The sequence below is a fragment of the Alteromonas portus genome, assembly GCF_005117025.1.
Lineage (GTDB): Bacteria > Pseudomonadota > Gammaproteobacteria > Enterobacterales > Alteromonadaceae > Alteromonas > Alteromonas portus.
The window spans coordinates 101,087-127,860 of record NZ_SWCO01000011.1; the positions used below are offsets into that span (position 1 = coordinate 101,087).

22 protein-coding genes are annotated in these 26,774 nt (G+C 44.0%); 13 read left to right on the forward strand and 9 right to left on the reverse strand.

All coding sequences use genetic code 11. The features are described from left to right. Positions 1-11 precede the first annotated feature (11 nt). The 3 genes from argA (at position 12) to E5672_RS18250 (ending at position 4,762) form a co-directional block, all read left to right on the forward strand. Positions 12-1,322: an amino-acid N-acetyltransferase gene (argA, locus tag E5672_RS18240; RefSeq protein ID WP_136783597.1), complete on the forward strand. Its 1,311-nt coding sequence runs from the start codon at positions 12-14 to the stop codon at positions 1,320-1,322. A gap of 202 nt (positions 1,323-1,524) precedes the next feature. Beyond that, positions 1,525-3,762 (forward strand): GGDEF domain-containing phosphodiesterase, encoded by a 2,238-nt coding sequence (locus tag E5672_RS18245; protein ID WP_136783599.1) that lies wholly within the window; start codon positions 1,525-1,527, stop codon positions 3,760-3,762. 133 nt (positions 3,763-3,895) lie between these two features. Next, positions 3,896-4,762, forward strand: a complete 867-nt coding sequence (locus E5672_RS18250; RefSeq protein ID WP_420809579.1) for an alpha/beta hydrolase family protein — start codon at positions 3,896-3,898, stop codon at positions 4,760-4,762. A 65-nt stretch (positions 4,763-4,827) separates the two neighbouring features. On the opposite strand, the gene E5672_RS18255 is transcribed toward E5672_RS18250, so the two are convergent. Together E5672_RS18255 and E5672_RS18260 are read right to left on the reverse strand one after the other, a co-directional pair. Then, positions 4,828-5,940 (reverse strand): DUF2855 family protein, encoded by a 1,113-nt coding sequence (locus E5672_RS18255; RefSeq protein ID WP_136783601.1) that lies wholly within the window; start codon positions 5,938-5,940, stop codon positions 4,828-4,830. Positions 5,941-5,956: 16 nt separating this feature from the next. Then, positions 5,957-7,372 (reverse strand): NAD(P)-binding protein, encoded by a 1,416-nt coding sequence (locus E5672_RS18260; protein WP_136783603.1) that lies wholly within the window; start codon positions 7,370-7,372, stop codon positions 5,957-5,959. Positions 7,373-7,496: 124 nt separating this feature from the next. Here E5672_RS18260 and E5672_RS18265 point away from each other — a divergent pair, with 124 nt between their 5' ends. Next, positions 7,497-8,075: a TetR/AcrR family transcriptional regulator gene (locus E5672_RS18265; RefSeq protein ID WP_039219244.1), complete on the forward strand. Its 579-nt coding sequence runs from the start codon at positions 7,497-7,499 to the stop codon at positions 8,073-8,075. 132 nt (positions 8,076-8,207) lie between these two features. Here the strand turns inward: E5672_RS18265 and E5672_RS18270 are convergent, their stop codons facing one another. From E5672_RS18270 to E5672_RS18280, 3 genes are all read right to left on the reverse strand, one after another. Next, on the reverse strand, positions 8,208-8,453 hold the full coding sequence (locus tag E5672_RS18270) for a DUF4235 domain-containing protein (RefSeq protein ID WP_136783605.1): 246 nt from the start codon (positions 8,451-8,453) through the stop codon (positions 8,208-8,210). A gap of 128 nt (positions 8,454-8,581) precedes the next feature. Then, positions 8,582-8,749 carry a DUF1328 domain-containing protein gene (locus E5672_RS18275; protein WP_014978132.1) on the reverse strand — a complete coding sequence of 56 codons (168 nt, stop codon included), beginning with the start codon at positions 8,747-8,749 and terminating at the stop codon, positions 8,582-8,584. Between the two features lie 266 nt (positions 8,750-9,015). Continuing rightward, positions 9,016-10,491, reverse strand: coding sequence for a catalase (locus tag E5672_RS18280; protein ID WP_205676512.1), 1,476 nt, complete (start codon positions 10,489-10,491; stop codon positions 9,016-9,018). A 507-nt stretch (positions 10,492-10,998) separates the two neighbouring features. On the opposite strand from E5672_RS18280, the gene E5672_RS18285 reads away from it, so the two are divergent. After that, on the forward strand, positions 10,999-11,526 hold the full coding sequence (locus E5672_RS18285) for a hypothetical protein (RefSeq protein ID WP_136783607.1): 528 nt from the start codon (positions 10,999-11,001) through the stop codon (positions 11,524-11,526). A 136-nt stretch (positions 11,527-11,662) separates the two neighbouring features. On the opposite strand, the gene yghU is transcribed toward E5672_RS18285, so the two are convergent. The 4 genes from yghU to E5672_RS18305 all read right to left on the reverse strand — a co-directional run bounded on the left by yghU (position 11,663) and on the right by E5672_RS18305 (position 18,458). Further along, on the reverse strand, positions 11,663-12,520 hold the full coding sequence (yghU, locus tag E5672_RS18290; RefSeq protein ID WP_136783609.1) for a glutathione-dependent disulfide-bond oxidoreductase: 858 nt from the start codon (positions 12,518-12,520) through the stop codon (positions 11,663-11,665). 201 nt (positions 12,521-12,721) lie between these two features. Then, entirely contained in the window at positions 12,722-13,708 is a 987-nt protein-coding gene (locus E5672_RS18295; RefSeq protein ID WP_136783611.1) for a DUF4382 domain-containing protein, read from the reverse strand. A 312-nt stretch (positions 13,709-14,020) separates the two neighbouring features. Next, a complete protein-coding gene (locus E5672_RS18300; protein ID WP_136783613.1) occupies positions 14,021-15,712 on the reverse strand; it encodes an NAD-dependent malic enzyme in 1,692 nt (563 codons plus the stop codon). Positions 15,713-15,791: 79 nt separating this feature from the next. After that, complete coding sequence (locus E5672_RS18305) at positions 15,792-18,458, reverse strand: penicillin-binding protein 1A (protein ID WP_136783615.1); 2,667 nt, start codon at positions 18,456-18,458, stop codon at positions 15,792-15,794. Between the two features lie 136 nt (positions 18,459-18,594). Between E5672_RS18305 and pilM the strand changes: the two genes are divergently transcribed. The 8 genes from pilM to E5672_RS18345 all read left to right on the forward strand — a co-directional run bounded on the left by pilM (position 18,595) and on the right by E5672_RS18345 (position 26,629). After that, positions 18,595-19,662, forward strand: coding sequence for a type IV pilus assembly protein PilM (gene pilM, locus E5672_RS18310; protein ID WP_136783617.1), 1,068 nt, complete (start codon positions 18,595-18,597; stop codon positions 19,660-19,662). Beyond that, positions 19,650-20,228: a PilN domain-containing protein gene (locus E5672_RS18315; RefSeq protein ID WP_136783619.1), complete on the forward strand. Its 579-nt coding sequence runs from the start codon at positions 19,650-19,652 to the stop codon at positions 20,226-20,228. The genes pilM and E5672_RS18315 overlap by 13 nt, the downstream gene beginning before the upstream one ends. A gap of 2 nt (positions 20,229-20,230) precedes the next feature. After that, positions 20,231-20,842, forward strand: a complete 612-nt coding sequence (locus E5672_RS18320; protein WP_136783621.1) for a type IV pilus inner membrane component PilO — start codon at positions 20,231-20,233, stop codon at positions 20,840-20,842. Beyond that, positions 20,839-21,366, forward strand: a complete 528-nt coding sequence (locus E5672_RS18325) for a pilus assembly protein PilP (protein ID WP_136783623.1) — start codon at positions 20,839-20,841, stop codon at positions 21,364-21,366. Before E5672_RS18320 ends, E5672_RS18325 begins: the two co-directional genes overlap by 4 nt. 2 nt (positions 21,367-21,368) lie before the next feature. Next, a complete protein-coding gene (locus tag E5672_RS18330; protein ID WP_136783625.1) occupies positions 21,369-23,144 on the forward strand; it encodes a type IV pilus secretin PilQ in 1,776 nt (591 codons plus the stop codon). A 268-nt stretch (positions 23,145-23,412) separates the two neighbouring features. Beyond that, the gene (gene aroK / locus E5672_RS18335) at positions 23,413-23,928 is read left to right on the forward strand and encodes a shikimate kinase AroK (RefSeq protein ID WP_025256800.1); all 516 of its coding nucleotides are present in this window, start codon (positions 23,413-23,415) and stop codon (positions 23,926-23,928) included. Positions 23,929-23,959: 31 nt separating this feature from the next. Continuing rightward, a complete protein-coding gene (aroB, locus tag E5672_RS18340; protein ID WP_136783627.1) occupies positions 23,960-25,027 on the forward strand; it encodes a 3-dehydroquinate synthase in 1,068 nt (355 codons plus the stop codon). 120 nt (positions 25,028-25,147) lie between these two features. After that, a complete protein-coding gene (locus tag E5672_RS18345) occupies positions 25,148-26,629 on the forward strand; it encodes an SPOR domain-containing protein (protein ID WP_136783629.1) in 1,482 nt (493 codons plus the stop codon). Positions 26,630-26,774: the final 145 nt, after the last annotated feature.

The window sequence follows — 26,774 nt, forward strand, 5'->3', positions numbered from 1 at the left end:
GAACTGCTTAGATGGTATTAGCGCATCATGACGGCATAAAACTGTTTCGCAGTTCACTGCCCTATATTAATGCTCACCAGGGAAAGACCTTCGTTTTGATGTTCGGTGGCGAAGCCATCGAACATCCTAATTTCCCAAATATTATTCACGACATTGCCCTGCTTAACAGCTTGGGCGTGCGCGTGGTCGTAGTGCACGGTGCCCGCCCGCAGATTGATCAGCGCGTAGCCCTTCGCAACATCGAAGGTCGCTTTGAAAGCGGTGTACGCATTACCGACAAACAAACCCTTGAGTGCGTTAAAGATGCCGCCGGCTCGGTACGCTCTCAGGTAGAAGCCCTACTGACTATGGGGCTACCAAACTCACCTATGCACGGCTCGCAAATACGTGTGTGCTCTGGCAACTTGGTCGTTGCCAAGCCAATGGGCGTGCGAGGCGGCGTTGATTTTGAAAACACCGGTTTAGTGCGTCGTATTGATACCACCGGCATTAACGATCATTTAAACGATGGCTCAATCGTACTGCTATCGCCCATGGGCTATTCATCAACGGGAGAAGTGTTTAACTTGTCTCACGAAGATGTAGCCACGCAGGCGGCTATAGCCCTTAAAGCTGACAAACTTATCGTATTTTCGAACTTTGATGGCGTATATAACCGCGAAGGTCGTTTACTTCGCACCATTGAACGCCCTCAGTTAGAACAGTTGATGATGGCAGGCGACATTACCACCGAAGATACGGTGTTAAGCGCTCTTACCACCAGCGTAGCTGCCGGTGTGCCCCGTGCTCACTGCATCAGTTTTGAAAAAGACGGTGCCTTACTTCAAGAATTGTTCACCCGCGACGGAACGGGCTCACTTGTAATGGAACACCATTACGAACAATTACGTGCAGCGACCATCGAAGATGTGGGCGGTATCTTAAAGCTAATAAAACCGCTAGAAGAAAGCGGCGTGTTAGTGAAACGCTCTCGTGAACGTTTAGAAAGCGAAATTAACCAGTTTATTGTGATAGTGCGTGACGGCATGATCATCGCCTGCGCAGCCTTGTATTTATACCCTGAAGACGGTTGTGCCGAACTAGCTTGCGTGGCGACCCACCAAGACTATCGCGGTAAAAACCGTGGCGAAAGGATTTTAGATGAAGTGCGCGCCCGGGCTAAAGAAGCCGGTATTAACAGAATTTTTGTACTGACCACTGTTACCGCACACTGGTTTTTGGAGCAAGGGTTTGAACCTGCAGACATTAGTGCGTTACCTGCCGTAAAGAAAGAGCTATATAACTTCCAGCGCAATTCTAAGGTATTTACCTTGACTGTCTAATCTGCAAAGTTAGGTCATACGAAACACTTCTGTGGTAAAAACATAGTGTTTCGTATGTTTTTGTAACATCTTGTGAAAATTGTCCTTAATCCTTCCTAATGCCTATCACTAGCACTATTTAGCGGTTATATTAACTTATCTAGTTACGTGAATTAGTTTCAATTTTTTGTATTGAACTAATACTAATCCCAGCGGTTAAATAGTGATTTCTCGCGCATTAAAATTAATAAAAAACTACCTTCTTCTAAACGACGACAACTTAAAAACAACTGACGCAAATATATGGCGGCTTAGCGTACTAAGGTCAATTTTACTGATAGGGGTCATTCTCACATCGGCTATTGTTGTCCACTCATCCTACACTGCTTACGTTCAAGAACTATATTATGTTCTGTACTTAACAATAGGGTTTACTGCCTTTCTGCTAGCAACCCTCTCAATAGGTTTGAAACACATCAAAATAGCGTCTGCCTTTTTAGTCTTAGTTGTTCTTGCAGCATCCATGTGTATTTTGTTTTTTACTACTGATTTAATTTCAGCTCAGTATGGCTTGCTCTTTCTTTTTACCCTTCCCATCATCGTTCGTATTCTCTACGGTATAAAAGCGTCTATTGCGACCATGCTTTTTAACCTTGTTCCCTATTATTTGTTAGTTACCAAAACTAAAGTTTCACCTTTATTTGGTATAGATATCACATTGCCCGATACGCATACCTATCTGGCTTCGTTACTATTCTTATTCTTTAACTTCTGTATTCCTATGGCCGTATTACGTGTCATGTCTTCGTTGGAAAAACAGTCTGAATATAATCAGTTACAAAGTAAAAAACTCAATAAAATAGTAAAAGGATACCAAGAGATATTTAACAACGGGGGAACCCCTTCGTTTTTTTGTGATGAGCAAGGACGAATACTGCAAGCAAATAAGGCCGCCAGATCATTAGTTAAAAAGTTCCGTCCTAACAGCGAGTATATTCAGGACCTATTTTCTTTATCTTTGCCGATAACACGGGGGGTTAATCAAACCGCTTCAATTTACAATCACCCTGAGCAGGAATTTGAAATTCAGCCAGCTAGCTTAATGCACCATAAAAAACAGCTCGTTCACTGTCATGATTTGTCTGTAAATAAAAAAAATTTGATGGAATTCGATGCGTACAAAAAGCAGCAGTATGAAAAACATTACTTTAATGAGCTGACGGGTTTAAAGAACCATCACTTTTGGAAACAGGTAGAAACTAGCGACAGCATTTTGAACCAACATATTGTGCTATTGAAGCTGGCCAATCTTCGAGAAATAAACCTTCAGTATGGCTACAGCCAAGGCGATAAACTTTTAATAAAAGTTATATCGCAGCTACAAAACGAATTCTCTAGCGGCGCAAGGTTCTATCAATTCCCTGGTGCTAAATTTTTATTTACTTTAAGCACCAAGCAGCTATTTTCTAATTCTATTGAACACTTTTTAACTCGCAAACTACCAAAAACTATCACCGTTACCTCTAATAATGTCGATGTGGAGCACACGCTAAAATGGCGTGTAGGACATTATCATGTAAGTCGAGAGATAAGCGCTGATGCTGCAACTGAGTGTTGTGCTATCGCATTAAGTCAAAGCAGTGAATTGTCGCCCTACATGTCATTTAGTATTAATACAGTGAAGTCTATTAGAGAAAACACTCAACAAAAAGATAAGGTAAAAGCGCTTATTGATAATGGCTGCCTTGCTATATATCTTCAGCCACAGGTATCCATCGATGAAACTATTGTTGGCTTTGAAGCCCTAGCTCGTTTGAAAGAGCTAACGACTGGGTCGATATTGCAACCCCATCATTTTCTTCCTTTAATAGAAGCAAACGGCTGGGAGGTGTTATTTACTCAAAAAATTCTGGACGCTACTCTGAAACTTCTTGATAGTTGGCCTGCTAACCTGCCGCGAGTACCTGTCGCTATCAACCTATCCGGCCCAGAACTCTTAAATGATATTTTTTACGAAAAGCTTTTGCGCCGCTTCTCAGAAAGTCCAGAGCTATGCAAAAAATTAAAACTAGAGCTTACTGAAACCTCTGTACTTGCGAGCCATAGTGAAACAAAACGCCGTCTAACCTCTTTAGCTAATGTAGGTGCGACTATTATTATTGATGACTTTGGAACAGGTCACGCTTCCCTCTCTCAGCTTATAGACATGTCAGCAAGTGTCATAAAGGTTGATAGGGAGTTCGTGGACCGTGTTGAAACTTCGGAACGACACCGGAAGATCGTAAAGATGACTTTAGATCTAGCTAAAAGTTTAGAGATGCAGACAATAGCAGAGGGGGTAGAAACACGAGCTCAATTGTCGGTTCTAAAAGAAATGGGGTTTAAACATTTTCAAGGTTATCTCTTCGGTAAACCCGCCCCCATTGAGCATTGGATGAGTGAAATAAAGGCGCAGGCTTAATTAGGTTACCAAAGGTTTAGTTAAACAAAATATTTGTTTATCACGAATTGAAATAAATCTTTTTATTGCAAACTCTAATGAAGAACGCTTTACTGGTATGACCAGATAACAATTAGAGAGAAAGGTACGCCTAGTGAGCACCTCGAAACCTAACAACATTACTGTAACGTGTAAGGACAGCATGCGTTTAAGCGCAACGCTTTTTACTCCTAAGCAGCCCGTGAAGGCAGCAGTCATGATTGGTCCAGCGACAGGTATTAAACGCCAATTCTACAGCGCATTTGCCACTTACTTGAGTGAGCAAGGGTTTGGGGTTATCACGTTCGATAACCGTGGCATTGGCGGTTCGGTCTACGGCAGCGTTAAACAAAGTGACGCTTCACTCGTAACCTGGGGCGAGCAAGATATGCCAGCGGTGCTCGAGACACTAAAGATTCACTTCCCTAATGTGCCCTATTTTCTTGTTGGTCATAGTGCGGGAGGTCAGCTATTAGGGTTGATGTATAACGTACACGACCTCACTGCTTTTTGTAATTTTGGTAGTTCATCAGGTAGCCTCAGAAACATGCGTAAAAGCTATCTGCTTAAAGCGCATTTCTTTATGAATTTCTATATTCCCGTGAGTAATTTATTGTTTGGCCATACTAAGTCTCAGTGGGTAGGCATGGGCGAGCCACTACCTAAAAAAGTGGCGCGCCAATGGCAGAAATGGTGTAACGGTAAAGGCTACGTAAAAACAGGCTTTGGCAGTGATATTAATCAGCATCACTACGATACCATTCAAATTCCTTCTAAGTGGTTACTCGCCAACGACGACGACATTGCTAATATTCACAACGTTCACGACATGATCAGCGTTTTCCCCAACATGGAAGCGCAAGTGGAAGAACTCGACCCCCAGGCTCATAACGTCAAAGAAATCGGTCACATGAAGTTTTTCTCACGGAAGTGTCAGCATCTATGGCCTAAAGTCACCGATTACTTTAATCAATACGTGTGATATTACCTTCGAACGAGCGCTTATATTAAAGCGCTCGAACTCGATACGGGTGCTCTGATTACGCGCTAAGCAAGTGTGTATATTCTTCCTTCATTTGAAGGAATGTGACCTTGTTGATGTTCGCTAAAGTCATCTTTTAGCGCGCTTAACCCTTCACGCTCTTTGACGTTTAACCAACCGGCGCTCCACGCAATGGCTTTTGATACAAACCCGCTACTTAACTTCTGATACTCAGCAGCCCCAATCTCAGACATACGCTGCTGTATATGAGCAGGAGCAAAGAAGAACTCCTCATCGCTTGACGGCTTAATGTCCTGCCAGTGAGTAAGCCCTACGCTGATGTATCTTGTTAGGTGTTCACCAAGTCTATGTTTGATTGATGCTTTGACCTGAGCATTACCTGACATGTCGACCACAACGGTGCTTTTCAGTTGCAACATGTCCAGCTGTTCAAAGCTAATAACAGCGCTGTAAACATCTAACCCTTTGAGGGGTGCGACACGCTTATCTGACGTGACGCCTATCGCGCTAATACCAGCTTCTTTTAACGCAAAAGCAAGCCCTAAACTGGTTTTGCTTGAAGCACTTAGCACCAGCAACTGTTCTCGCGCTGAAGCGGGGATGGATTCGACCACTTCCGACAAACAAAAGGACGTTGCATAAAGCGGCCACAACAACATCTGAAAGTTTTCTTGTTCGTGCTGCTTAGCGTTAACTTCAGCGTTAGCATCGGCCGCTAGTGCAGGAAGTGGTCGATAGACATTGTACCCTTGGGGCAACTTCAAACGATGAGGGCTACAGTCTATTAAATTGTTGTTTGCTACCGTTGTGTTGGCCATAACCAGATACTCAGCGGGCGGGAAATAGCCTAAAAAACGACTGCCAACTTCTACCGAATCATTACTAGAGCTTATTACCTGGCCCACACCCCATACTGGAATAACACCCCAATTTTCATTACTGCTGGTGTTAATCGGTGGAAAAAACTGCCAATAACCAAGCTTGTCACCCACCATATAGTAGGTGAGGTTATTGGCAGTAAACGCGAACCTTTCAATTTTGAATACTAGGCTTTTTGGGTTTTCAGTACTCGCTATTCGCGCGTTATCGGGGCTACCTTCTGCTCGCATTATTCGAAAGCAGTTTGGGTTAGTTTTGTCTATTTGAAACTGTTTCATCGTTATTTTTAACCTTTTAAAGTTGTCCGCTCGCTTTTAAGCCCTGTATGTAAGTCATCAGCTTTTGCATGGCCGGAGCCGCTGCTTCTTTCAATCGCCCTAACACCTGCATTTTTTGCATATCGTCTTTTGCCACGCCGTGTACTATTTTTGAAAAGCCATCTAATCGACAGTGATAGATCCACGCTTTAAGCGCTGGATCTTCACCCCAAATTTGCATATTCCGTAACATAGCCGCGGTCATTGGCAACCAGTCGACGTCGCGATTAGGTAGCGGAACCACTTGTGTCAGCATTTGCTTTTGTCGTTCATCGCTGTAAGCAGCCTCAACGTGGGCAATAAGTGCAGCACTAAAAACAGGTTGATAGGCACGCACTGTTTGAGGGGTGATGGTGTCGCCATCGAACACCGCTTTAATCTCTAAGTTAGTCAGTGCAGAAGCTGAGCAGTCAATAACCAACGCGTTATCTGGCATCTTCCATGTTGTGCTTTCAAAACACAGTTCTTCACGGCTGATATGTTTAACACGACCTTGTCTAACGATAGATGGCAGCGTTTGTAAGGCTTTAAGCTCTAATTCGCTCACCGTTGCGCCGTGAAACATACTGGGTCTTACTTTCTTATCAATACGCAGTAAAACACCCCGCTCTTCCAATTTGTCGAACATATCCTCGATGGAAGTTGACGCTGCGATAGCTTCCATTTGGTTTGCTTGTGCCCCAATAGAATCAAAGAAGAAGTCATCCAAGGGCTGGGTATTTTTCCGGTTCAGTAACCATGCATCTCGCGATACTACCCAGTGGATATTATGCGGGGCGACGTGATTTTCAAGCAGCCATAGGCAGGTATCAATACCCGTTTTACCCCCACCGACAACCACATAGTTGTCAAAGCCTTTGATATTTTCAACAACGGTATTAACTGGCGTAAAGGCAACGTCGTCGTCGCGGGTAAAGCTTGGGGTATGGGTAAGCGGAATATTAGTGTTTAGATAAGTGGCATCAACAATTTTCTTGTTAACCGTAACGTTATAGTGCTTACCATTTAACATAGAAACAAACTGGTTATTGCCCTTATATTCGCAAAGCGGGTAATACTGCACTCGGTTTGAAGGCAAAAAGGTTTCGTTCATTACCGCATCGAAATACGCACTCACTTCTTGACCTGAAGCTAATCCCATCAAGCCTTCATTCATTCCGCACTTGTCGATTACGCCACGATTTAACTCTTTTGAACACACGCCATAAAAAGCTGACGGCTGGTGAAGGGTAACGAAGGGATAAGCGTAGTTCCAATGCCCTCCGGGCTTCGCATTTTTATCTACAATCAAAATGTTAGCGTTAGTTTCGTGAAGTAGTACGTCAGCAAAAGCCATCCCTACCGCGCCAGCACCAACAATTAAATAATCGCAGGTTAATTGCTCAGTTTTCATATATAGTGTCCTTATGAATAACCTGCGGGCAGGCAGGTTAAGTGTTAAACCAAGAGATATAACGGCGTTATAAAACCACTTTACATAACGGTGTTATATTGCGCAACATGTAAATGATGTGTAAATGAAAAAAGATACGCGACAAAAGATCTTAGACGCTGCCTCAGCACTATTTTTGAAAGGCGGAACGAACGCACTTAGCGTGCGCGCCATTGCTGACGGTGCAGGTATGTCAACGATTGGCATATATAGCCACTTCAAAGGTAAGCAGGGCATTTTAGATGCGCTTTACATTGAGGGTTTCGAATTAGTAGAACGTGAAATGTTGGCAGCCGATGGCAATACTGCGGCAGAAAAAGTGATTAATGGCTGCGAGCGTATTTTAACGTTTTCAGAAACTCATGCGGCCCATTATCGACTAATTTTTGCTTCTAATTTGAAAGACTATACGCCATCGGATGAAGCTATCGAGGCAGGTGAAAAAGCCTTTATCACGCTAACTAAGCTTACCGCTGCGTTAATTAAAAAAGATCTGTCTGTTGAAGAAAAGCAAGATGTAGCTATGCAAGTATGGGCGCTAAATCATGGTTATATTACGTTGAATCAGCACGAAATTAGCAACCGTATTACTTGGAACAATTGGAAAGAACGCGCACTTCAAGCCATTCGTTTACACGTTTACGCCCTAGTCGCTACGCAATAATGAAAAAGAGAAAGCGTTTATGAGGTGAGCCCACATAGCATTAAGCCAATAGAGTCGCTGGCGCGATTTAATTTCGCTAATACCCTGCTTTGTGCCTTTAGGCTAGCGACTCTATAGTAGAATCTTGTTGTGCTATTTTGGATTACGCTTGTCTAGTCCATATTGAACGGCCATTCTTGCAACACCTGCTCCAATGCCCGATACAACAGCCCAGGTAACGGCTTCTTTAAGGTCTGTATTTTCACTTTTTTTATCTTTAGGTGCAGGTTGCTTAGCTACCTTTTCCCAAGATTTTTGAAGCGTTTTTCTCGCGAGAATTCCTGCAGAGGCTGCGGCGAGTCCAATGCCTACATTCGTAATGAGCTGTTTATTACTCATGATGATCTCCGATAAATTTATCCATTGATGCGGCGGAAGAAAAATAACAGCCGATTATTGAACGAATAACAGCTGTTTTTTTCTGACCGATGTATAGTCTTTGAATAAAGCTCAAATTTGGCTATAGCTTAACTTTTGCCCCTAACCAAATTCATTACTACTGAAATAATCAGTAAGATAACGAAAACACCAAATATAATTTTGGCAATACCCGCAGCAGAGCCGGCAATTCCACCAAATCCTAAAACCGCTGCAATTAATGCGACAACTAAAAATATTAAAGCCCAACGTAACATAATGTATCTCCTTATTTCGTCAGTTAAAGTCATTTAATATCTTAGTAATTGCAAACCATGGGCCTAATTGAGAGAGCATCTTAGCTATTGTAGAGCCCATAAGGCTTACAGGATGATAATAATCCAATTAAAGGGAATGCATTTTATCGCTGCCGTAGCCTTTATCACAAAACATACAGGCTTTCTTACGTTTAAAATTGTAAATATTTCTCGAATAAAAAGAATCAGAGTAATCTTCATTGATTAACTCTGATTCCCCACAGTTACTATCTATTTGCTACTGCCTTTCTCACCCGTTCACCATAGTCGCTATCAGCTAGGTCGTATTGCACGAACATGGCTTCTTGAACGTCCTTAGTAGCTTGGCTTAGGCCGTCAGCAATATTATTCACTAACTGCTGCTTTTGGTCTTCACTCATAATGCGGTATAAGTCACCAGCTTGTGAGTAGTTGTCTTCATCACGGTTATCATAAATATCTAACCATGCATCTTGCTCTAAAGGCATCGGTGGCTCTTGTACCTCTGGCATTTCAGCAGGCTCACCAATGCGAGCACGATTGTTTGGATAGAAGTTAGCTCCACTTCCTGCAAGTGCTGGGTTAACCCCTGCAAAAGCGCCATCTCGCTGATAATTGTGTACTGGACAACGTGGTGCGTTTACCGGTATCTGATTGTAGTTGGCTCCAATACGGTATCTGTGAGCATCTTGATAAGCAATTAGTCGCGCTTGAAGCATTCTGTCTGGCGACGCACCAATACCCGGTACCAAATTGCTCGGCGCGAACGCGGCTTGCTCAGTTTCTGCAAAGTAGTTATCAACATTACGGTTTAGCTCCAACTGTCCTACTTCAATTAACGGGAAGTCGCTGTGCGGCCATACCTTGGTAAGATCAAACGGATTGATACGATAATTACGTGCTTCCTCTTCGGTCATTATCTGCACGTTCACTGTCCACGATGGAAAATCACCGTTATCAATACTTTCAACAAGATCTTGTTGGGCACCATAGGCAGGCATTTTCGCTGCTTCTTCGTTAGTAAGCGTTTTGATACCTTGGTTAGTTTTAAAGTGCCACTTCACCCAATACCGCTCACCGGCGTTGTTCCAAAAGCTCAAGGTATGTGAGCTATAGCCATTCACATGGCGGTATGAATACGGGATACCACGGTCAGACATCAAAATAGTTGACTGGTGTAGCGACTGTGGGTTGTTTGCCCAAAACTCATAAACCGCTTGCGGGTCAGGCAAGTTTGTACGTGGGTTCTTTTTCTGGCTGTGTATAAAGTCAGGGAACTTAATGCCATCTCGCAAGAAGAATACGGGTGTATTGTTTCCAACCATATCCCAGTTACCCTGTTCAGTGTAAAACTTCACCGAAAAACCACGAGGGTCACGAGCATAGTCACTTGAATCCTGACCACCACCTACGGTAGAAAAGCGCAAAAACACGTCGGTTTTTTGCCCCTCTTTTTGTAAAAAATCAGCGATAGTATAATCAGACAAACTTTTAGTTAGCGTAAAAGTACCATATGCTGCACTACCTCTAGCGTGAACTACGCGCTCTGGAATTCGCTCGCGGTTAAAGTGCGCAAGCTTCTCGAACAAATAGTGGTTGTCGAAAGTAACGGGGCCACGTGGTCCTGCAGTTCGACTTTGATTGTCATTAGCAACGGGCGCACCATTGCTAGATGTTAGCGTGGTAGGATTTATAGCTGTACCTGAAAATGGACACTTACTCATTGCGAATTCCTTCTAATTCATTTCTCGCCCTCTTTTCAGCTTTACTAATAGTCTCGCTAAAACTGGGCACTACATGAGCAATTAACAACGTTTTGTCAATCACCTTTTTCGTTTAAAAAGATATTCGCCGATTCATAACAACAATTAAAGTGAACAAAATAGATAATGCTAATCGTGATTTCAAATTACGCTAAAACACCTTTACTAGGTGAATGTTTTTGAATATCTATTTTTGCTGCTGGGGCGTCGTAAGATGAAGGTAAGCATCATCGAGTTTTTTATGACTGGAAGGAGCGAAAGCTACTCATCGCTATCGTCTGGCATCTAAAATAAATGGTGAAATGTGCAAATTCCATGGGTTCTTCAGCTGACGCGTTCACTATTTAGCTCGATAGAGGCTATAAAAAGATAGAGCAAAGCGAATTACTTTTTTGCAATGAAAGTCTAGCGGTGTGTTTTTTTCGTAAAAGGAAAAAAAGCATCCGCAATCTACTAGGGGCTTGCCTCATGACAAAGCCATTCATATTCATTACCGGTTTTATTATGATATGCATCGTTGCCGTTGCGTCTTGGAATACCTTTGAAACACTATGGCGTATTAACAGCAAGAACAGCGAGCTAAGTTTTATGGGCAGTTCGGGTTGGCAGTGGCATAACAAATCACAAGGGCTTCAAATAAAGCGAGTTGATGGCTATTTACCAGCGCTGAGAAAAGTGTCCGAGAGTAAAGAATATGCATCACTCGTTACCATTACCGAAAAGGGCAACTACCGGGGTTTTGTGTTTTTTGACCAAGACTGTGAAGAAGGCGCTATCGTCTCAGAAGAGGTATCTTACAACGATTTTGAACAACCACAGCTTGAAGTGCTTCACTGCCTTCATGGCAAGCTGGTGTATATGAAAAGCTGGTCTGCAGTGCCTAACGAACGCTGGCGAGGCCGCGTGGGCAACTTTGAATTTAATGAGCCCCTGAATAAGTGGGATTTCACTCCACTTCAACAAGCCTACTTAAAGAGTGTGGCAGAGCTCATTTGAAAATTGGGGTCAGAGTACTTTTTGGTCTCGATTTTTGTCTATCTCCTTCGTTAGCCATTCTGATGCTAAAAAGATGACAAACATAACTAAAGTACTCTGACCCCGTCATTTGAGTAATGTACTCTGACCCCATTATTTAGGTGTTGGCGAGTGCATCGTCGATATCTTTTGCGCTGTGGCGGTTTTCCAACTGGCCATCGTCTCCCCAGGTTTTGTTGACAATACGGCCTCGTTTTACGCCTTCTCGCTGCTCTAGCTGCTTAGCCCATCGAACTAAATTGGTGTACTCGTGCACTTGAAGGAACGTTGCGGCATCGTACAGATTCCCGAGCACTAAATTACCGTACCACGGCCATATAGCCATATCAGCAATACTGTATTCGCTACCTGCCATAAACTCGTTATTCGCTAAGTGCTTATCTAGCACATCTAGCTGACGCTTAGTTTCCATGGTAAAGCGATTGATAGGATATTCCATGGGATAAGGCGCATAGCTGTAGAAGTGCCCAAAACCACCACCTAAATAGGGCGCTGATCCCACCTGCCAGAACAGCCAGTTAAAACATTCCGTCTTGGCATGGGCATCTTGTGGAATAAACTTTCCAAACTTTTCCGCTAGGTAAACTAAGATTGAACCCGACTCGAAAAGCTTGGTTTCTGGCGACGTGGTCCTGTCGACCATAGCAGGAATTTTACTATTCGGATTAACGTCTACAAACCCAGAAGAAAACTGATCGCCCTCACCAATGTTTATTAGCCAAGCGTCGTATTCTGCATCGTTCACGCCAGCAGCTAACAGCTCTTCAAGCATAATAGTCACTTTTTGACCGTTAGGCGTGGCTAACGAGTATAGCTGCAAACCGTGTTCGCCATTCGGACGAGCCTTTTCATGGGTAGCGCCCGACATAGGGCGATTGATACTGGCCCACTTGTTGCCATCATCCTCAGCCTGAGTCCAAACTTTGGGTGGCGTGTAGTTACTTTCTGTCGACATAGCAATTCCTTTAAATGACTTTATCGTTAAGATTAGTGCAATACATAGCTACTAAGAACAGCTTTTAAAGACTTATAGCTCAACACTGTCGACTAATAAACGGCGATATACGTTTACTGACATAAAAAAGCCGCGCACCAGAGTTACCCGAAGCGCGGCGTTTGAATAAAAGGCGAGCAGTCCTTTGCCCGCAAACTGGTACTATTCGATAGTCACCGTTGTGGTGTCGCCAGCTGCTACTGTGGCAATATCGATAGTATGTAAAAAGAAACCGTCCTCTGCGTCTTCATCTGTTTCAGGCTCGTCAAATAGTGCTGTGCATGAGAAGCTTAGCGTGTACTCGCCTTGAGGCATGAAGCCCGCGGTAAAATTGAATGTTTCGTCTGACTCGTTATACGTTACTGGTACAACAGTGAATGGGCGCAGTTCGGTATCGTCCACGCCGGTATCGGCGTCATCACCAAGGGTATCTAGAAGGTTCTGTTCACCTTCGTAAATATAAACTGCATTACCAATGAACATGTCGGTTTTAACAGCGCACTTCTCGTCCATCACTAGCGTGCTATCTACCGTGCCGTTTAGCGTCCCAACGTCATCGTTTAAGACTAGGCGAACACCGCGAGGTTTCAGCATAATGACCTCTTGACCTACTGGATCGACTAAGCTTTTTCTTAAATCGAACTCAACGGTGTAGGCTGCATCAAAGTTAGGCTGCGCTGTGAAGCCGTCAAGCTTCAACTCACCACTTGGTACGCGAATAGGGTACGTTCCCTCATTAGTCACGATGTAAGAGTCATCCGTTACACTGAGGCGCAGTTGATTGTAGTCACCTACTGGGATTTCAGTATCTTCTACGATAACTTCAAACTGCTCGCCCGGTAGCGACAACAAATCGATGCTTCTAGGGTCACCGTTTTCGTCTTCAACAGAGAACGTGATTGGTGATTCATTGCCAATTAATTCAACTTCATCGAAATACACCACTACTTCACTGGCATCATCTACAGGAGCGTCAGAAACTGAAAGGGAAAAAGTACTCGTGGTGGGCGTTGGCTGGTCTTCAACCTTATCATCTGAGCCTCCACACGCGCTGAGCGTGGCAAGTGCGGCCATCACCAATGATGTAGAAAACGAGCGTTTAATGATTCGAGAATATAAAGAGTTTGGGCTGTTTTTAATTTTTTTCATCTCTAACACCTACTTTTCCTATTTTTATGTATCAAGAGGTGCAGTATCAATGATTGTGCCAACAATCAAATTACACATAAATAACAACAGCTTGCCAAAAAAATCATGAGGTAGTTTGTATACTGGAGGAAGGAAATGTTGCGCATAGGCAACACCTTTTTACATACGATAAATATTACTTAGAAAAATGAATGAAATACGCACAGCTAAACGACTGTATTACATTTTTTTGCGCGGAGATAACGGATAAAAGTATAAGTTACACGTAAAAAAAGCAGGCTTAGCCTGCTTTTTCAAAAGCGTTAGCTGCTTTTAGATGCTAACACGCTTGTAAGGGCGATATTCTGCTTTCCAGAAGTTACGCTCAATGCTGGCGCGCAGTGCGTCGTCAGACATTTCGAGCGCTAACCCTTGCTCCATAGCAACTTTACCTACTTCAAAAGCGATTTCGCGGCTTATTTCAGCAATGGCTGCAAGGGGTGGTAGCAGTGAACCCTGCCCCGTGTTGACTAATGGCGACGCTGCCGCTAACGCATTACTTGCTGCCATAAGCATTTCATCGCTTATCAGCTTCGCTTTTGATGCGACAACACCAAGACCGATACCCGGGAAAATATACGAGTTATTACACTGAGCAATAGGAATAATATTGCCATTGTACTCAACAGGCTTAAATGGGCTGCCTGTTGCAATAATCACCTCACCTTCGGTCCATTCAATAACTTGCTCAGGACGCGCTTCAACCTGACGCGACGGGTTACTCAGTGGGAAGATTATTGGCAACTCACAGCCTTGTTTCATGGCACGAATCACTTGTTCAGTGAACAAACCTGGCTGACCTGAAACACCAATAAGTACGTCAGGCTGCGCACAGTACATCACATCCAACAGTGACGCATAATCACCACTGAATGTCCAATCAGCTAAATCTGCATTTTTCTGCTGAAGCTTTTGCTGGAAGTCGCGTAAACCTTCCATACCCTCAGTTACCAAGCCAAAGCGATCAATCATAAACACTTGCTTACGCGCTTGTTCGTCAGTAAGGCCTTCAAACACCATTTGTTGAATAAGCATTTCGGCAATGCCACAGCCTGCCGAACCTGCACCCACGAACACAACTTTCATGTCGCGTAGTTTTTGCTGCTTGGTTTTACACGCCGCCAAAATAGTACCAAGGGTAACGGCAGCGGTACCTTGAATATCGTCATTAAAACAGCATACGTCGTTGCGATAGCGGTTTAATAACGGCATAGCGTTTGGCTGCGCAAAATCTTCAAATTGAATCATGACATCAGGCCAGCGACGCTTCACAGCGTTAATAAACATATCAACGAATTCGTCGTATTCTTCCTGTCCAATACGCGGGTGGCGAGCGCCCATATACATTGGATCATTCAGTAGCTTTTCGTTGTTAGTGCCTACATCTAACATCACAGGCAACGTGTACGCTGGGCTAATTCCCCCACACGCGGTGTAAAGTGATAGCTTTCCGATAGGAATGCCCATGCCACCTATACCTTGGTCACCCAAGCCTAGGATACGCTCACCGTCGGTTACAACAATGACTTTTACCTTGCGTTTTGTCGCATTGCGAACGATGTCATCTAGCTGGTGGCGTTCTTCATACGATACAAACAACCCACGCGAGCTACGATATATGTCGGAAAACTGTTCACACGCATCACCCACTGTTGGCGTGTAGATAATAGGCATCATCTCATCGATGTGCTTTTGAATAAGACGGTAAAACAAGGTTTCGTTGTTGTCTTGTATAGCGCGCAGATAGATATGCTTATTCAGAGCTTCATCAAAGCTGCTGTACTGCATGTAAGCACGTTCAACCTGCTCTTCAATGGTTTCGTACCTCGGTGGTACTAAACCCGTTAAGTTAAACGCTGCTCGCTCACGAGCAGTGAAAGCACTACCTTTGTTAAGTAGCGGCGTTTCCAGCAATGAAGGGCCGGCATGAGGAATATAAAGATATCGCTGTGAATCTTCTGACATTGGTTTTCCGATAATGTGTTCAGGCAAATATACCGCCTAAGCTCGAAGCGGCACGCTCATGGCGTGCCCTTTTTTGTAATTAGAATATTTCTTCTGGCTCTGGCGCAGTAGTCTTGTCCTGCGTGGCGGGATCTAACACTTCGTCATCGCGAACGTAAGTCGTTGGTTCCGTACCTTGCAGGAAATATTCGAATAGTGTCGTATGGTCCGTACGTCTGGTCAACTTTCCACTGGTACGATCAATGCGAACACGTACTATATTCTCTGGTACGGGCATAGGCGTATGCGGTTTATTTTCAAGGGCATGCTGCATAAATCTTATCCATGCAGGCTCCGCCGCTTTCGCGCCATCTTCAATACCAATCAAAGCGTTACCAATCCAGTTGAACTTCTCAGGGTCCTTGTTGATCAGGTTTTGGTTACGCGTTGAACGGCCTAATTGACGGCCCATGTTGTCGAACCCAACCCAGGCAGTTGCTACTAAGTCCTTATGGAAGCCACTAAACCAGGTATCGCGAGAGTCATTTGTAGTACCCGTTTTACCAGCAATATCGGTGCGCTGAAGAATATTTCGGGCACGCCAGCCTGTGCCTAACCAATAGGTCTTTTTGCTCCAGTTTCCGTTTGCTCTAACAGCCGTTCGCATCATTTCTGCCACTAAGAAAGCGTTTTGAGCAGTAATGACCTGCGGCGCTATTACCTTTTCCGTGATTTCATCATCACCGTTGATGTCACCAAGTAAAATATCTTGATTTAGTTCAGCGGCAAGTAAAGCTTCAATATCTGCTTCTTCGTCTTCCGGTAATATTTCCGGGTCGCTTTGATTCTCACAACGATTGCACGCCCAAACTGGGTTCGCTTTCCAAAGCTCATCGCCGTTTTCATCAAGCACTTTGCTGATAAAATGAGGGTTTACTAAGTAGCCACCGTTCGCAATGACCGACATGCCCCGTACCACTTCAAGTGGCGTATGTGAGCTGGACCCAAGGGACACAGTTTCATCAAGCGGAATATCGTCTTTATTAAATCCAAAGCGCGTTAGATAATCAGCCGTTTCTCTAAGACCGACACCACGGAGTAATCGAACCGATACTACGTTTTTCGATTTACCAAGGGCTTTACGCATTCTGATTGGACCGTCGTATTCAGCCGGCGAGTTTTGGGGGCGCCACGCTACACCTGTAGCCGCGTTCCATTGGTTAATAGGCGCGTCGTTTATAATAGAAGCAAGGGTGTAACCACTGTCTAACGCTGCTGAATAAACGAAAGGTTTAATGTTTGACCCCACTTGGCGCTTAGCCTGCGTTGCCCGGTTAAACTGGCTTTGATAGAAGCTATAGCCACCAACAACCGCTTCAACCGCACCGTTTTTCGGGTTAAGTGCGATAAAGGCTCCGCTTACCTCGGGAATTTGCGAAATACGCCACTGCCCTTCTTGCTGCCTAATGTAAATAACCGCACCTTCTTGGGTTACATCTGACGCGGTTTTAGGGTCACTGCCCTGTCTAAAATCCGTAATGTAACGTCTCGCCCAGTCCAAGCCATCCCACTCTACCGTAATAGTTCTTCCATCAACGGCAAGCACATCGATTGACTGTTCATTTACCTTTGTTACCACAGAAGGCAGTAGAGGCTTAATGTGAGGGATTTCTTCTAGTACTCGAATAAGTGACTCGTCATCCCATTCTTCTCGCGTTGTTTTATTACTTACGTCAAAGCTTAGCGAAAGCTGGGGAATTACGTCATCTTTGCCTTCTTGCTTTGGAATATCCCATAGGTACCCCAACGCCCCTTTATAACCATGACGTTCATCGTAATCGTGAAGGTTTCTCACTACCGCTCGTTGTGCGGCTAATTGAAGGTCAGACGTTGCTGTTGCGAATACTTGATAGCCTCCAGTTTCTGCTTCTTCTTTGCCATAAATTTCGACCATTTCGTTGTAAATGGTGTCAGCCAAATAGGGCGCATCAACTTCAATTTCGGCGCCGTGCTTTTTGGCCGTAACTGGCGCATTGGCAGCTTCATCAAACTGTGCTTTAGTAATGTATTCTTCATCTAACATTCGAAGCAGCACAACACGTCGGCGCTCTACAGAACGCTGTGGCCCGCTGATTGGGTTAAGCACTGAAGGTGCTTTTGGAAGACCTGCGATAGTAGCAATTTGGGCTAAAGAAAGCTCATTAAGCGGTTTACCATAATACACCTGAGCCGCCGCACCGAAACCAAACGCTCTATGGCCTAACTCAATCTTATTTAGGTACAGCTCCAAAATTTCTTGTTTAGAAAGCTCTTGTTCCATATGTAGGGCAATGAAGATTTCTTTTATCTTACGAATGTAGGTTTTTTCACGGCTAAGAAAGAACCCTCTTGCAAGCTGCATGGTTAAAGTACTTGCACCCTGACGCTTCTCGCCCGTTAGAACTAAACTGACTGCGGCACGCATAATACCGATAGGGTCGATACCGTGATGTTCGTAGAAGCGGCTGTCTTCGGTTGCGAGTATGGCATCGATTAATTCTTGCGGAACTTCCTCAAGTTTTACCGGGATCCGCCGTTTAACTCCATACTGCGAAATAAGTTTTCCGTCTTTGGTGTATATCTGCATAGGGGTTTGCAGCCTTACATCCTTAAGTACAGTAACACTTGGTAGGTCAGGTTTGATATAAAAGTAAATACCTACCAGTGCTGCAAAACCGAGAAGGCCTGATAGAAAACTAAATAAAATAAGTGGTTTAATGTACTTCACTGTAACGGATACCAAGACATTTTGTTGAAATGACGTATATTCTATACGTATGTGTTATCTGTAGAACCATACGCACAATACTAATAGAGTAATATTGTACTTTAGAGCAACTACCTTTGAAACTGGACACTTGCACATGAAATCGCTGTTCAAAAAAAAGCTGCCGCCCATTGTGGGCTTAGACATAGGCACGCGTCAAATAAAAGCGGTATGGCTAGAACAATCAAAAGACGGGTTCGTCCTTCAAGGGTATGCCTGCGAGCCCATTACTAAGATCGCTTTTTCAGAGCGAGATATCAAAGATTACGAATCGGTCAGCATCGCGCTTAAAAAAATTCGCAAATCTTTGAAGACAAAATTAAAGTTAGCGAATGTTGCGGTGGCAGGTACGTCGGTAATTAGTAAAATTGTATACATGGATCCTGAGCAAAACGATTACGATCTTGAAAATCAAATTGAGATAGAGGCAGACAGTCTGATCCCCTATCCACTTGAAGAAGTTTATTTAGATTTTGAAGAAATGGGCCCAAGTACAACGCATACCGGCAAAGTAAACGTATTGCTGACCGCCGCTCACAAAGATTTAGTAGATAGTCGCCTTCTACTGACAAGAGAAGCCAATTTCGAGCCTAAAATTGTTGATATGGAAAATTACGCTATTGGTAATGCGTTAGACTTCTTTCATGCCCCTCAAGAGGAAGATGAGCCGCTTTGCTGTATTAATGTCGGTGCCTCATTACTTCAGATATGCGTGATTAGAAATGGTGACGTGATTTACACCAAAGAGCATGCATTTGGGCTTAACCAATTAATCAATGATATCAGCGCCATTCATATGGTAGAACGAGAGGTGGCAGAGCGCCAGTTATTAGATGGGACACTTTCAGGCAATTGGGTAGAAGACACCCTCCCCATTTTTGCGGCTAACCTTCAACAGAACATCAATCGCGCACTTCAGATGTATATGAGTACTCTGCATGCAGAGCGACCAAAGAAGATTCTGTTAAGTGGTGGCGCAGCGACTATTGAACCATTGGTAGACATTCTGAAACAAGACTTAGGCCTTGAAGTGGATTGCTTTAACCCGTTTAGCAATATGACAATAAATCCAAAACTAGATACCACTCGACTTAACAAAATTGCGCCGCAGTTAGCGATTGCTGCAGGTCTGGCGAGCCGGAGTTTTACGCCATGGCACATGTAAATTTACTGCCCTGGCGAGAAAAACAGCGCCAACATCAAAAACAACAGTACTTAGCTGGACTAGTTGCCGTAGCGGCTATTGTGGGACTCATTTTTTGGTTTATTGGGCAAGCGATTGACCAGCAGATAAATAATCAAAATTCACGTAACCAGTACCTTGAACGTGAAATTGCCGTTCTTGACTCACAAATTGGTGAAATAAAAAAAGTTAAAGACAAAAAGAACGCTGTAGAGCAACGTATGGCCTTAATTGAGCAACTTCAGGCCAGCCGAAACGTAGCACCTATCGTGTTTGATGAGTTAGCCAAACTGGTCCCTCAAGGCGTCGCTTTTGAGTCAATGACTAGAAGCAATAACAGCATCAAAATAGAAGGGATAAGCGATTCAAACAACCGGTTATCAGACTTTATGCGAGCCTTGGATAACTCTAAAGTATTCGTAGGCGCAGAGCTTTCTACTATAAAATCTGACAGCAGTGCGGCAAGAGCAATCAGTAACTTTACCCTTACGTTTTCGATAAACCCGAATGTTGCTCCCCTAGAAAGTACAAGTAGTGAGGCGCAATAATTATGAAGTTTGACGTTTCGAAACTTAAAGAATTAAACGAGCTCGATTTTGAACAAATAGCAATCTGGCCGAATGAAGTGCGTATTGTCGTTGCAGCATTCGTTGCAATTTTAGTAGGCGCGCTGAGCTACTATATGTTGATAAGCCCAAAACTCCCTATAAGAGATGCTGCTGAGTTAAAAGAACAAGAGCTAAAGCTGCAGTTTGAAGCGAAGTATCGTATCGCGGCGAATTTAGAGGCCTATGAGGCGCAGCTAGCGAAAATTAAGGAAGACTTTTCTTCCATGCTTAAGAGCTTACCCACGAGTAACGAGACACCAGGTTTACTTGACGACATCACCTACGTTGGTACGTCGGCAGGCCTGACATTTGAACTGCTCAATTGGCAACAAGAAGTACCAAAAGAATTCTATACTGAGCTCCCTATCGAAATGGAAGTCAGTGGCGGATACCACAACTTCGGCGAGTTTGTATCTAAAGTTGCAGACTTACCTCGTATTGTTACGCTTCACGACTTTGATATTAAACGTGAAGTAGGCGGCCTATCTCTTAAACTTCAAGCTAAAACCTATCGCTCTGAAAACTCCTCTGATTTTGAAGGAGATGAGCAATGATCCGTTCACTTATCGCTCTTTTGACCTTAGTACTCATCGCGGGCTGCTCGCCAAAACTGAATGACCTTCAAGCCTACACACAAAGTGTGAAAGAACGCGCGCAGCCTCAAATTGAGCCCTATCCAGAATTTAAAAGTCACCCGCCATTTAGCTATACATCAAGCGCGTTGAGAAGCCCATTTGACCGCTTGCGCAACGATGCAGCGCCAGTAGTTAAAGCACGCGTGGAAAACTGTCTACAACCTAACTTTCAACGTCCAAAAGAAGCATTGGAGGCTTATGGCGTAGATGCCCTCGCACTTGCCGGCAATTTTGCCGTTAAAGGAGTGAAGTGGGCATTATTAAAAAGCAACGATGGCGCTCTACATAAAGCTAAAGTAGGGAGTCGTATCGGATTGTTTTATGGCAAAATTATGCAAATTGGCACCGACTCAATTACTATTGAACAATTGTTACCTGATGGTGCAGGCTGCTGGCAAAGGAAAACAACAACAATGACTACAGCATCGAAGGCGGGAGAGTAAGCATGGCCGAACGATACATTTTCAATAAATCTCTCAATCGTAGAGCGCCTAAATGGTATTGGCTGGCCTTCGCTGTCGCTGCAATATTTTCGTTTACTTTTTTAATTTCTCACCCTGTTAAAGCACAGGAGCCATTACTGGTAGATCCTAACGCTAAGCGAAACGAAACGGCGCCCACGACTACCATTACGAACATAGACTTTACCCAAGCTGCAAATAGCACTGCGGTTACCCTAGTAGAATTTGTAGGCACAGCACCAAAGGTGCAACTTATTGAATCTCAAGGCAAGGTAACACTTACGCTTACGAACACAGCATTAGCTGAAGATCAGCTAGTAGAACTATCCGTGGCTGATTTCGGCACTATCGTTTCAACCATAGAAACCTTTGAAGACAACAGCGACGCTCGTATTGAGATAAATTACTCGGGTCAAGTTACGGTAAAGAACACGGTGAAAGATAGTGTTTTACGCGTAGCAATCTCGCCAATGGACAGCGAACAACAAGAAGCCCTTGAGGCAGAGAAAAAATACACTGGCGACCCCATATCTTTAGACTTTCAAGACGTACCAGTAAGGCAAGTTCTACAAATTATTGCGCAAGTAAATGGCTTTAACCTTGTAACGACTGACACCGTTTCAGGTAATGTCACTATTAGTTTGTCTGGCGTTCCCTGGGACCAAGCCTTAGATATGATTTTGCGCGTCAAAGGATTAGACAAGCGTTTAGAGGGCAATATCTTGTTAATTGCGCCGGCAGAAGAATTGTCTGCTCGTGAAACTCAAGCGTTACAATCTAAAAAACAAGTGTCAGATTTAGCCCCTCTGCATACAGTAAATATTTCTGTTAACTACGCTAAAGCTTCTGCATTAGCCACTATTTTGAAATCTACCGAAGGCGGTATTCTTTCCGAGCGTGGCGGCGTTACCGTGGACGAACGAACCAATACATTACTTATTCGCGATACCTTAGCGTCTATTGATGAAGCAAGAAAAACCATCAACGCGCTAGATATTCCAGTTAAACAGGTGCTGATTGAAAGCCGCATGGTCACAGTACTTGACGATGTTGACGAGCAGTTAGGCGTGCGCTGGGGGTTTAGCGACCGCCAGGATGATAACGGCGTATCAGGCACCATCGAAGGGGCAGATACCATTGCCGGAGGCGTAGTACCGAGTATTGATAATCGTCTTAATGTGAACCTTCCAGTAACCAGCGCTGCGGGAAGCATCGGCTTTCAGATTGCAAGCTTAGTAGACGGCACTATTTTAGACCTTGAACTTTCTGCGTTGGAATCGGAAAACAAGGGTGAAATCATTGCAAGCCCTCGTATTACCGTCGCCAATCAGCACGAAGCTTACATTGAACAAGGTACAGAAATTCCTTACGTTCAAGCAACGTCGAGCGGTGCAACGTCGGTAGAGTTCAAAAAAGCGGTACTATCGCTTAAAGTTACTCCCCATATAACGCCAGACAATCGCATTATTTTGGATTTGGTTGTAACCCAAGACACCCGCGGCGAAACCGTTGCTACGTCTACCGGTGATGCCGTCGCTATCGATACTCAAGAAATTAAAACGCAGGTACTGGTAGAAAATGGCGAAACGATTGTTCTTGGTGGAATTTTCCAACAAACCAGTTCTGATGGTGTTTCGAAGGTACCTTTGTTTGGTGATTTACCATTTGTGGGCGCTTTATTCAGAAATACGTCACAGCTTCAGCAGAAGCGAGAACTACTCATTTTTGTTACACCTAAAATTGTAACTGAACGTCCGTAAGCACAGTTCTTCTTAAAAAAATGTGCATCTTGAATGCGCTTTTTTGTTTTAAGACCCTTTTTTGTAACTAAATTTACAGGTATGCGCTATTTGTTAGTAACAAAACTTGCATCGCCTTGCATGAAACTGAGATAATCCCCGCCTCGAAATTTAAGCGAGGTTAAAGGAGTGGTGCTTATTGGACACTAAATAGGCACGAGTCAATGGGTAGGCTGGTAAGGCAACAGTGCACTGCCCCTAACATGATTAAGTTGTGATATAAGCAAATATGGCTGAAAAACGTAATATCTTTTTAGTTGGCCCAATGGGTGCTGGCAAAAGTACTATCGGTAGACATCTGGCAGACGAACTTCACCTAGACTTTTTTGATTCGGATCAGGAAATTGAGCGCCGCACGGGTGCAGACATTGCCTGGATCTTCGACCTTGAAGGCGAAGATGGATTCCGTAAACGCGAAGAGACCGTCATTAACGATTTGACAGATAAGCAAGGTATTGTACTTGCCACTGGCGGCGGTTCTATTGTAACCAAGGCTGTGCGTAATCGTTTATCTGCCCGCGGCATTGTTGTTTACCTACAAACGACAATCGATAAGCAAGTTGCCCGTACACAACGCGACAAACGTCGTCCTTTGCTACAAAACGAAGATCCTGAACAAGTACTTCGCGATCTTGCAGAAATGCGCAACCCGCTTTATGAAGAAGTAGCTGATTACATAGTTGATACAGACGACCAAAGTGCACGTGCTGTAGCAAATCAAATAATCAGTAAAATCGGTTTATAAATTAAAAAATGTAATAGGAGGTGCTACGCCAATGTCAACCTTAACTGTGGAACTTGGAGAACGTAGCTATCCTATACAGATAGAGGCTGGGCTGCTTTCGCAACCTGGCCTTTTTAGTGCCTATATTAAAGGCCCGCTTGCTGTCATTGTTACTAACGAAACCGTTGCACCGCTTTACTTAGAAACGGCAAAAGCAGCGTGTGGTGACGTTCATGTTGAAACCATCATTCTGCCAGACGGCGAGCAATATAAGAATTTAGAACAATTCGAAGTGGTTATGACCCGTCTTCTTGAGCTTAACGCAGCAAGAGATACTACGCTTATCGCACTTGGCGGTGGGGTAATTGGCGACCTAACAGGTTTTGTGGCAGCTACGTACCAGCGCGGCGTACCTTTCATTCAAGTGCCTACAACGTTGCTTTCTCAAGTAGACTCATCGGTAGGCGGAAAAACAGCGGTAAACCACCCTCTAGGTAAAAACATGATTGGTGCTTTCTACCAACCTGTTTACGTTGCTATCGATACCGACTCGCTGGCAACACTACCCCCAAGAGAATTCGCAGCCGGTATGGCAGAGGTTATTAAATACGGCATTATTTACGACGCCCCGTTTTTCAAGTGGCTCGAAGATAACGTAGATGCACTTACGTCACTTGATACTGAAATCCTTACTTACGCCATTTCCCGCTGCTGCGAAATAAAAGCAGACGTTGTTGCGAAAGATGAACGGGAAGGTGGCTTACGCGCCATTCTTAATCTTGGCCATACCTTTGGTCACGCCATTGAAGCCGAACAAGGCTATGGTAACTGGCTACACGGCGAAGCGGTAGCCGCTGGTACTATAATTGCTTGTAAAGCTGCTGAAGCATTATCATGGTTTGAAGCGTCAGAAACACGACGCGTGTCAGCGCTATTTGAAGCCTTTTCACTGCCTATTGCAGGGCCTAGTAGCATGACGAAAGACGACTATGTTAAGCACATGAAACGCGATAAGAAAGTGGAAGCGGGCAGTATTCGATTTGTACTTCCTCAAGGCATTGGCAAAGCGGTTGTTACTAAAGACGTCACCGACGCCATCCTTACTGACATTCTCTCTTAATCAATCGCGTTCGCGAAAAACTGGCAGCGTGCCCTTTCATTGTTCCCGAGACTTAGGAACTAATAACAAGGTACGTTGCTAGACTAGTTTTTAAGCAACGGTGAATAAGGGCAAACTCCCATGCAAAGTGAACTGCATGAACGTTTGGAATATCTGGTCAATTACTCGTCTCAACTGATTTTTGTCAGCGGTGAGTCTATTGCTCAACAACAAAAGACCCTAGAAGCCTTTGTCTTTCAGCAGCACGACGATACGGAAATTGCGTATTTAACCGCGCAAGATAATATGGAGCCGTCTGACTATCGTAGACAGCTTTGTCGGCAGCTACTTGGTCAAGTAGTAGGCAGCTTTGTTCGCCCCCTCAATGAGTTACTTTCTGATTTAAATAGCCACGAAGGCCCAATTCTAATCGCTATCACCCAAGCCCATAACCTTCCTGACGCCTTGTTACAAGAATTGTGGGATTTGGTCTTACAAAGCCGATTTGCTGGCAACAAACAGCATTTGAATGTGCTTTTATTTGCAAATAATGCGTGGGCTGAGCGCGCCAAACAATGGCTTCCAGCCAAGAACACAGAAACACCGCTTATTATTAGCAGCCAGTCTGTGATTAGTGAGCAGCCTAATTACGAGTCAGATCTTGATAAAATGATCGCTTCACGCAGAGAAGCGTTTCAGGCTCATTTAGAAAATAGACAACGTGAAAATACTAAGACATTCACTAACCCGCTAAAAACAAAATGGTTTTATACTGGTGTAGCTCTGGTGTTTCTGGCTACATTCTCTGGCCTTATTTATTGGCAGTACGGTGAAAAATTGTCGTCAATATTTTCTCCTATCAGCGAAACAGCTCTCGAGTCCGAACAGGCCCAAGTTGAACCTGGCTCGGCGTACAATAAGCTTATTAGCGCTGATGACGATGGAAAAAAAATAAACGCAGCACCAAGTGATTCACAAGATGAATTGAACATGCAGGCTGGCAACGTAGAAGTTGTTTCTTCTGCACAGTGGGCTAATAACCAAACCGATGATTTGTCAGAAGAACCTCTTTCACAGAGCGAATTCTCCAGCGATAAATCACTCATCACTAATTGGGAAAGTGCCGTATCGACATTACCTGACGTCACGTCCTCATCTACAGAAGAGAAAAACAGCTTAAGCTTACCTAACAGCAGTTCACCCACTGTTAGTTCCGATGGTAATAGTGACATTTGGCAACGCACAAGTCAGAGCGACCCTATTGCTTTAACAAACTCGGCGGCGGGTAAGTCTGATGCTGGCGCTAGTGCCGAAAAAGACGCGTTAAATCAGCAAACACAGTGGATCACTGCCAACGATTACGCCATTCAGATGCTAGCTATGAAAAGCGATACAGTACTAAATGCATTTTTACGTGAAAACGACCTCATTGAGCAAACCCGTATCTATAGAACTGAACGCTATGGTGGCGATTGGTTTGTGGTGGTTTTCCGAGAGGTTTACCCCTCACTCTCACAAGCGCAACTGGCTCGTGCAGCTTTGCCTGATTATCCGGGCAAACAAAATGCGTTTATTAAGCGAGGAAATCAGGTCCTGTCTGAAATAGACAACGCACAAAATTAGGCCGCTTTGCTACGCAAACTCCCTTTTAATTTTGATTATTTGCCAAATTTCCATTCTTGCGACACTTGTTGGTTGTCCGTTTTACTGATGAAAGTTACAATCTACGTTTAGCGTGGTGATATCTGATACTGATCAGCATAAAAGT

Excerpts from the sequence above, each read along its gene's own strand:
- yghU (WP_136783609.1), bottom strand. The coding sequence starts at position 12,520 with ATGTCGACAGAAAGTAACTACACGCCACCCAAAGTTTGGACTCAGGCT.
- E5672_RS18300 (WP_136783613.1), bottom strand. The coding sequence starts at position 15,712 with ATGTCAGAAGATTCACAGCGATATCTTTATATTCCTCATGCCGGCCCT.
- argA (WP_136783597.1), top strand. The coding sequence starts at position 12 with ATGGTATTAGCGCATCATGACGGCATAAAACTGTTTCGCAGTTCACTG.
- E5672_RS18325 (WP_136783623.1), top strand. The coding sequence starts at position 20,839 with ATGATCCGTTCACTTATCGCTCTTTTGACCTTAGTACTCATCGCGGGC.
- E5672_RS18330 (WP_136783625.1), top strand. The coding sequence starts at position 21,369 with ATGGCCGAACGATACATTTTCAATAAATCTCTCAATCGTAGAGCGCCT.
- E5672_RS18285 (WP_136783607.1), top strand. The coding sequence starts at position 10,999 with ATGACAAAGCCATTCATATTCATTACCGGTTTTATTATGATATGCATC.
- E5672_RS18260 (WP_136783603.1), bottom strand. The coding sequence starts at position 7,372 with ATGAAAACTGAGCAATTAACCTGCGATTATTTAATTGTTGGTGCTGGC.
- E5672_RS18280 (WP_205676512.1), bottom strand. The coding sequence starts at position 10,491 with ATGAGTAAGTGTCCATTTTCAGGTACAGCTATAAATCCTACCACGCTA.
- E5672_RS18270 (WP_136783605.1), bottom strand. The coding sequence starts at position 8,453 with ATGAGTAATAAACAGCTCATTACGAATGTAGGCATTGGACTCGCCGCA.
- E5672_RS18255 (WP_136783601.1), bottom strand. The coding sequence starts at position 5,940 with ATGAAACAGTTTCAAATAGACAAAACTAACCCAAACTGCTTTCGAATA.
- aroB (WP_136783627.1), top strand. The coding sequence starts at position 23,960 with ATGTCAACCTTAACTGTGGAACTTGGAGAACGTAGCTATCCTATACAG.
- E5672_RS18265 (WP_039219244.1), top strand. The coding sequence starts at position 7,497 with ATGAAAAAAGATACGCGACAAAAGATCTTAGACGCTGCCTCAGCACTA.
- E5672_RS18275 (WP_014978132.1), bottom strand. The coding sequence starts at position 8,749 with ATGTTACGTTGGGCTTTAATATTTTTAGTTGTCGCATTAATTGCAGCG.
- pilM (WP_136783617.1), top strand. The coding sequence starts at position 18,595 with ATGAAATCGCTGTTCAAAAAAAAGCTGCCGCCCATTGTGGGCTTAGAC.
- E5672_RS18320 (WP_136783621.1), top strand. The coding sequence starts at position 20,231 with ATGAAGTTTGACGTTTCGAAACTTAAAGAATTAAACGAGCTCGATTTT.
- E5672_RS18315 (WP_136783619.1), top strand. The coding sequence starts at position 19,650 with ATGGCACATGTAAATTTACTGCCCTGGCGAGAAAAACAGCGCCAACAT.
- aroK (WP_025256800.1), top strand. The coding sequence starts at position 23,413 with ATGGCTGAAAAACGTAATATCTTTTTAGTTGGCCCAATGGGTGCTGGC.
- E5672_RS18295 (WP_136783611.1), bottom strand. The coding sequence starts at position 13,708 with ATGAAAAAAATTAAAAACAGCCCAAACTCTTTATATTCTCGAATCATT.
- E5672_RS18345 (WP_136783629.1), top strand. The coding sequence starts at position 25,148 with ATGCAAAGTGAACTGCATGAACGTTTGGAATATCTGGTCAATTACTCG.